7 protein-coding genes and 1 pseudogene are annotated in these 6683 nt (G+C 59.9%); 7 read left to right on the top strand and 1 reads right to left on the bottom strand.

Annotated features, from left to right (window positions below; translation table 11 throughout):
* Positions 1 to 339 (top strand): annotated as a pseudogene (locus tag A2I95_RS24450) (ABC transporter substrate-binding protein); the annotation flags it as partial.
* A gap of 22 nt (positions 340 to 361) precedes the next feature.
* On the opposite strand, the gene A2I95_RS24445 reads toward A2I95_RS24450, so the two are convergent.
* Positions 362 to 1087 (bottom strand): FadR/GntR family transcriptional regulator, encoded by a 726-nt coding sequence (locus A2I95_RS24445; RefSeq protein ID WP_259988120.1) that lies wholly within the window; start codon positions 1085 to 1087, stop codon positions 362 to 364.
* A gap of 477 nt (positions 1088 to 1564) precedes the next feature.
* Here A2I95_RS24445 and A2I95_RS24440 point away from each other — a divergent pair, with 477 nt between their 5' ends.
* The 6 genes from A2I95_RS24440 to A2I95_RS24415 all read left to right on the top strand — a co-directional run.
* Positions 1565 to 2854 carry an ABC transporter substrate-binding protein gene (locus tag A2I95_RS24440; RefSeq protein ID WP_291734031.1) on the top strand — a complete coding sequence of 430 codons (1290 nt, stop codon included), beginning with the start codon at positions 1565 to 1567 and terminating at the stop codon, positions 2852 to 2854.
* A 74-nt stretch (positions 2855 to 2928) separates the two neighbouring features.
* Positions 2929 to 3798, top strand: coding sequence for a branched-chain amino acid ABC transporter permease (locus A2I95_RS24435; protein WP_259988116.1), 870 nt, complete (start codon positions 2929 to 2931; stop codon positions 3796 to 3798).
* On the top strand, positions 3791 to 4771 hold the full coding sequence (locus tag A2I95_RS24430) for a branched-chain amino acid ABC transporter permease (RefSeq protein ID WP_027256650.1): 981 nt from the start codon (positions 3791 to 3793) through the stop codon (positions 4769 to 4771). The genes A2I95_RS24435 and A2I95_RS24430 overlap by 8 nt, the downstream gene beginning before the upstream one ends.
* On the top strand, positions 4768 to 5535 hold the full coding sequence (locus tag A2I95_RS24425) for an ABC transporter ATP-binding protein (RefSeq protein ID WP_027256649.1): 768 nt from the start codon (positions 4768 to 4770) through the stop codon (positions 5533 to 5535). The genes A2I95_RS24430 and A2I95_RS24425 overlap by 4 nt, the downstream gene beginning before the upstream one ends.
* Positions 5525 to 6232, top strand: a complete 708-nt coding sequence (locus A2I95_RS24420) for an ABC transporter ATP-binding protein (RefSeq protein ID WP_035919826.1) — start codon at positions 5525 to 5527, stop codon at positions 6230 to 6232. Before A2I95_RS24425 ends, A2I95_RS24420 begins: the two co-directional genes overlap by 11 nt.
* Positions 6183 to 6683: tetratricopeptide repeat-containing protein (locus A2I95_RS24415; RefSeq protein ID WP_291734023.1), on the top strand; the 501-nt coding region annotated here is incomplete at its 3' end. The genes A2I95_RS24420 and A2I95_RS24415, both read left to right, overlap by 50 nt.

Genomic DNA, 6683 nt, shown 5'->3' with positions numbered 1-6683 from the left:
ATCTGGCACAGCGCGGTGGAGAAGGCTGGTTCCGTCGAACCTCCATCGGTGCTGGCAGCGATGAAACAGCTGGGGCATGTCACCCACGCGTTTGGCCATGCGGAATGGTGGGGCGAGGATATTTTCGGTATTTCCAATGCCTTGGTTGGCGATTGGCCTGTCGTGACCATTCAGGAAGGCAAGGCGCGGATTGCCGGGTTTAAGTCGATCCCCGACTGGCTGGCGCAGCATTCCGCCTTGCTGAAATCCGAAATGGCGGCATTGGGGCAGCTGTGGCACCAGCGGCTGGAAAGCGGTGCGCCGGGCAGCGAGGTCAGCTCACGCGCAGTGAAGGGCTGAGCGGGCGGAAGACCGGCCGGGCTTAGACTTCCTGCAGCAGCAGCTTCTGCTCGTCGATCAGGTGCAGCTTGATGAATTCAACCGCGGATTCCACATCGCGTGAGGCGATGGCGTTGAACAGCGTATTGTAGCGTTTCTGGTATTCCTGCATCCGTTGCGGCGTCAGATGGCGGCGGCGCAGCGCAGTTCGGTAGGACAGGCGGCAGGCCTCGATTGTCAGCTCGTAGCAGGAGTGCAGCAGCGGGTTGCCGGTACCCTCGGCGATCTTGCGGTAGAGATCTTCCTCAGCCTCGATGAATTCCCCCGGATCAGTGCGCACGGCCTCGACGCGCGAGAGGATCTGGTCCAGCTCCTCGATCTGCCGCGGGGTCATGTTGATCACTGCAAGGCGCACCAGTTCCGGTTCCAGAATGCCGCGCACCACCAAGTGGTCCAGCGGCGAAACTTCTTTGGCCAGTGACGAATAAGTGGTTTCGGGTTTGGGATCAGAGCGGAATTTGACAAAGCTGCCGGATCCGGGGCGGCGATGGATCACGTCCTGGCTGGCCAGAACGTCCAGTGCTTCGCGCACAGTATTGCGGGCAACGCCCAGTTCTGAGGCCAGGGTGCGTTCTGACGGCAGCCGGGTGTCCACCGGGTAGGTGCCCGCCTTGATACGTGCAAACAGAGTGTCGATCACGACTTGCACCGTGGCGCCAACCGAATGGGTGGTCAGGATTTGCGAGGTGGTGTCTTCCGCTGAGCTCATGGTCTGTTTTTCCGGGCCGGATGGGCGGGGGAATCCCCTGCGCCTGATCGCTGTGACAGATGTGCAGTTACCCGTTTTGGCGGCCTCAATGCAACCGTCTGACACAGCTGGGATTGGTCTCAAGGCTAACGATTCTTCTTCCCGGCGGCAAGAAAGTTGAAAAAATTGGTTCTTAAATTGGTTGCGGGGGTGTTTGGATAATATGCGCCGCAAGATCATGTTTTTATGCCGTTTTGCGGGTTGGTTTTGCCGCATTTCTTGATGAATGGTCCTGTATTGGTGCCTTTTTGGTTCGCTGAATGAAAGAAAATTTCTTTGCGGTGAACCATCTCGCTGCTAGCCTTGGTTCAGGATGGGGCCAATTTGCCCTAATTGGTTCAGTTGTGTTGAGTAGAAACCAAGGGGCGCGAAAGGCAGAGTCCGCATCCTGCAGAACACACCGCCGCAAAACAGGCGGGTCCAACATGGGAGAAGAAGATGATTTCCAAGATCGTGAAATCGGGGCTGACCCGGAGGACGTTCCTCAAGTCGACAGCGGTCACCGCGATGAGTGCCGGGCTGCCGGCCGCGTCACTGGCGGCGGGCAATACCATCAGGATCGGCTTTCTGGCGCCATTAACCGGCGCGGTGGCGGCCTGGGGCAAGCCCGGGCTGGACGGTTGCCAGATTTGGGCTGAGCGGGTGAATGCCGCGGGCGGCATCAAGCTGGGCGATGGCAGCTATAACGTCGAGTTTGTGTCTTATGACAACGAATACGACCCGGCCAAGGCGCGCACCGGGGCCACCAAGCTGATCCGCGAAGATGGTGTCAGCTTTATCATGATGCTGGGCGGCGACACCTGGCCCGGTGTGCAGCCGGTGGCGGACAAGACCGGGATGCTGTTCTCGACCCTGCTGCCATCGGATTTGTCACCCGATTCCAACACGCTGATTGCACCGGCTGAGGTGCACCCGATTTACAATGTGACCGGGGTGGAGTGGCTGGCCGAGAACAAGCCGGACCTGAAAACCGCGGTGATGTGCGCGCAGGATGATGCGCTTGGCCTGCCCTCGGTTGCGACCTATCTGGCGGCGTTTGAGGCCGCGGGCATTGAAATGCTGGATGAACCGCTGCTGTTTGACCCTGCCACCACCGATTTTGCGCCGGTTGTCACCCGTCTGATCAGCAAGAACCCGGATATTGTCTGCCTGGATACCTGCTACAGTGATTACGTGCATCCGATTGCCGAGCAGCTGTTCCAGCAAGGGTTCAAGGGGCAGATCATTTCCTGCACTGCGGATTTCTATGACCAGATGATCGCCAAGACCTCGGAAGAGTTCATGGAAGGGTTTGTCTTCCAGTTCCCGGACTTCGATGATCCGGCGCTGAATGGCGACAACATAAACTTTACCGATCCGAATGGGTTCTATGAGGAGTTCAACACCCGCCACCCGGGCCAATGGGGGGCTGTGAGCTGGGAGTATGCCTCGATCATGGATCTGTGGAAGGCAGCAGCGGAGAAGGCTGGATCGGCCAGCCCGGATGCGGTGGCGGCTGCGATGAAAGAGGGCAAGGGCAAGCATGCCTTTGGCGACGCGGAGTGGTGGGGCACCGAGCTGTTCGGCATCGACAACGCGCTGGTTGGCGACTGGCCTGTGGTGGCGATTGAGAGCGGCAAGGCCCGGATCAAGGAATTCCGTTCGATCCCGGACTGGTACGCAAAACATGGCGATCTGCTGATCAAGCATATGCAGGCCTATGACCAGATGTGGGATCAGCGCAGCTGATCTTTCAGGCAGGCAATCCCGCGGCGGGAGGCAGATCCTCGCGCCGCAGACCGACTGATTAAAGAGACAATCCAATGCTGGACCTTCTGGCGCAGACCGGCCTGAACGCCGTGTATGCTGCGAGCTATATTTCCCTTGTTGCGGTGGGGCTTGTGCTGATTTTTGGCGTCATGGGGGTGATCAATTTTGCCCATGGCGAACTGTTCATGGCGGGCGCTTATGCGATTGTGGCGCTCTATGCAGAGCTGCACGTGCCGTTCTTTATCGCAGTTGCCATAGGCCTGTTGTTTGTGGGCTGTCTGGGCCTGTTGATGGAAAAGGCGCTGTTCCGGCCGTTGAAGGACAATCCCTTGGGCGGGCTGGTCGCCTCAATCGGGTTTCTGATGATCCTGCAGGCGCTGGCGGTGATGGGGTTCGGCGTGCGGATGGTGCATATTCCGCCGGTAACCCAAGAGGTCATTGTGTTCAGTGACAAGGTGCGGCTGCCGGTGGCGCGGCTCTATGTGATCATTGCCGCAATCGTGCTGCTGTCGGCGCTTTGGTACTTTTTGAAGCGGACCAAGTTCGGCTGGGCACTGCGCGCATCAGCCCAGGATCCTGAAGCCGCGGCGCTGCAGGGGATTTCAATCACCATGACCGCGCGGATTGCCATGTTCATCGGGGCGGGCCTGGCCGGGATTGCAGGCGCGCTGACCGCGCCGCTGGTTTCGGTCAACCCGCATATGGGCCATTCGGTGATCGTTACTGCCTTTATCGTCATCATCGTCGGCGGGGTCGGCTCGCTGGAAGGCGCCATTGTCGCCTCGGTCGCTTATGCGCTGGTGCATACGTTTGTGACCACCTTCTATGATGGTGTGCTGGCTGACATCGTTGGTCTGTCGCTGATGCTGGTTGTGCTGATCGTGAAGCCCACCGGATTGTTTGGGAGTGCGGACCGTGCCTAAGTTCCTGATATGGATCGCGGCGCTGGCCGCGCTGATTGCCCTGCCGCATGGCCTTAGCTTTTCGCAGCAGGAAATCCTGGTGTTCCTGACCATCAACGTGCTGCTGGTGGCCAGCTACCGGTTGCTGACTCTGACCGGCGAATGGTCGCTGGGCCATGTGGTGATCATGGGGGTGGGGGCCTATTCCTCGGCCCTGCTGACCAAAAAACTTGGAGTCTATGTTCCTATTTCGATGCTGCTGGGCGGGGTGATTGCGGCGCTGATTGCGGTACTGCTGTCTTTCCCGCTGTTCCGGATGAAAGGGTTCTATTTCCTGATCGGCTCTTTTGCCGCCGGCGAGATCATCCGCCTGCTGTGGAAGCGGTTCCGTGACCCGTTTGGCGGCGCCAAGGGGATCAAGGGGATCGACCCGATGCCGGATTTCTCGGTCGGATTCTACCAGTTCGATTTCTTCGAGCCGACGTCCTACTACTATTTTGCAGGGATCATTGTCGCTGTGTGCCTGTGGATCCTGTGGCGTATCGAGAAATCTCCGGTTGGCCTGACCTTCCATGCGGTGCATTGGCAGGACAAGCTGGCGCAGGCCTCTGGCGTGAATGTGCGGGCTTACCGTACGCTTGCCTTTGCCATTGCCTCGGGCTTTGCCGGGATTTCCGGCGCTTTGCTCGCGCATTACATTGGCACCATTAACCCCAACGCCTTTGATATCGACCTGATGGTTTATGTGCTGACCTGGGCGATCGTTGGCGGCACCGCTACCTTTTACGGCCCGATCCTGGGCTGTGTGGTTCTCACCGTCATCAACGAGATTGTGCTGCGTGAGCTGGGTCTCGAGCAGATGCGGCCGCTGATCTATGGCGCCATCATGATCCTGTCGATCCTGTTCCTGCCCAACGGGCTGGAAAGCATCGTGCAGAAATTCACCAAAAGACGCGCTGCTGAGGGTGCGCCGGAACGGAGGCCGGCAGAATGACCGATTTTCTTGAAGTCAAAGACCTGACCATGCAGTTTGGCGGCCTGACGGCGGTGGACAGCCTGTCTTTCAAGGTGGCGCATGGGTCCATTCACGGTTTGATCGGCCCTAACGGGGCGGGCAAGACTACGACCTTCAACATGATCTCGGGCTTCTACAAGCCCACCGAGGGGCAGGTGCTGCTGCGCGGTGAGGATATCTCCGGCCTGCAGATGCATGAGGTGGCCCGGCGCGGGGTGGTGCGGACGTTCCAGCACTCGACACTGTTTGCCGAGCTGACCGTGCTGGAGAACGCGCTGGTTGGCACCCATATGCCGTTCCGCCCCAATATCTTTGCCGCGATCATCGGCTGGGACAGCGAGGACCGCAGCGGGGCTGAGGCGCGGGCCAAGGAAGCGCTGGAGTTCTTTGGCCTGGACCATGTGATGCAGGAACGGGCAGGCGATCTGAGCCACGGCCACCAGCGGGCGCTGGGCATGGCGGTGGCCTATGCCAGCCACCCGGATGTGATCCTGCTGGACGAGCCCTTTACCGGCATGAACCCGGAAGAGACCCGGCAGATGATGGATCTGATGGAGCGGCTGAAGGCGGACGGGATCACCATCCTGATTGTCGAGCATGACATGCAGGCGATCATGGGACTGTGCGACACCATCACCTGCATGAGTTTTGGTAAGTTCCTGGCCGAAGGCGGACCGCAGGAGATCCGCAATCATCCGGCGGTGATCGAGGCCTATCTTGGAGGCGCGCGCCATGTTGCTTGAGATGAAGAACATCGCCGTCAACTACGGCAAGATCAACGCGATCCGGAACATCTCGGTCGCGGTGCCTGAGGGCAAGATCGTCACCATCATCGGCGGCAACGGGGCGGGCAAGACCACCACGTTGCGGGCGATGTCGGGGATGCTGCCAATCACTGAGGGTGAGATCACATTCGAGGGCAAGCGGATTGACCATCTGCCAGCGCATAAGGTGGTGGCCAATGGCATCGCCCATGTGCCCGAAGGGCGGCGGATCTTCCCCGACATGACGGTGGAGGAGAACCTGCGCACCGGAGCGTTTCTGCGGAGAAATAAAGACGCCATCGAAGACGATCTGGAGGATGTCTTCACCCGCTTCCCGCGCCTGCGCGAGCGGCGCACCCAGATGGCCAAGACGATGTCGGGCGGCGAGCAGCAGATGCTAGCGATAGGACGGGCGCTGATGTCCAAACCGCGGCTGTTGCTGATGGATGAGCCATCGATGGGGCTGGCGCCGGTGATCGTCGAGGAAATCGCCCGGATCGTCGAGGAGATCAACGCCAACGGGCTGTCGGTGGTGCTGGTCGAGCAAAATGCCGAGCTGGCACTGGAACTGGCCGATTACGCTTATGTTTTGGAAACTGGAAATGCAGCAATGGAGGGTCCTGCAGATGAGCTTCACGGAAACGAACACGTCCGCGCCGCGTATCTGGGGCTTTAAGGCCGATGCGGAAATGCGGGTCGCGCGCGAGGCCGGCTGGTCCCGCGCTGATCTGGCTTGGGAGCGGTTGATGGAACGGGCGCTGGCTGCGGCTGGACGTGACCGTCCGCGCAATGCGATGCGGTTGTTCCGGCTGGCGGACCTGCTGGCGCGGGTTGTTTTTCCGGCGACGGATCTGCGCCGGGCAGCAACACCGGCCAATCTGGCAAGGCTGCAGTTTCGTGCCGGGGCGTTGGCGGAGGCGGAAAAGCTGCAAGCCCGCGCATTGCGGATCTGGGCCGGAGCGGCAGAGCAGGTGGAGCAGATGCAGATCGCACCGCGCAGCCGGTCATCGCTGTTTCATTTGCGGATGGAAGCACTGCACCGGGATACTTTTCATGCCAATTTGAAAACCCGGGTGGGCAGGATCGCAGCAGAGACTGGTGAGACCCTGCGCAGCCTGACTTCCGGC

Source organism: Leisingera sp. F5, assembly GCF_001593695.1.
This window is presented reverse-complemented; position numbering and strand designations above follow the sequence as displayed.

Coding starts and splice junctions, on each gene's coding strand:
- A2I95_RS24435 (WP_259988116.1), top strand. CDS start 2,929: ATGCTGGACCTTCTGGCGCAGACCGGCCTGAACGCCGTGTATGCTGCG.
- A2I95_RS24445 (WP_259988120.1), bottom strand. CDS start 1,087: ATGAGCTCAGCGGAAGACACCACCTCGCAAATCCTGACCACCCATTCG.
- A2I95_RS24440 (WP_291734031.1), top strand. CDS start 1,565: ATGATTTCCAAGATCGTGAAATCGGGGCTGACCCGGAGGACGTTCCTC.
- A2I95_RS24425 (WP_027256649.1), top strand. CDS start 4,768: ATGACCGATTTTCTTGAAGTCAAAGACCTGACCATGCAGTTTGGCGGC.
- A2I95_RS24420 (WP_035919826.1), top strand. CDS start 5,525: ATGTTGCTTGAGATGAAGAACATCGCCGTCAACTACGGCAAGATCAAC.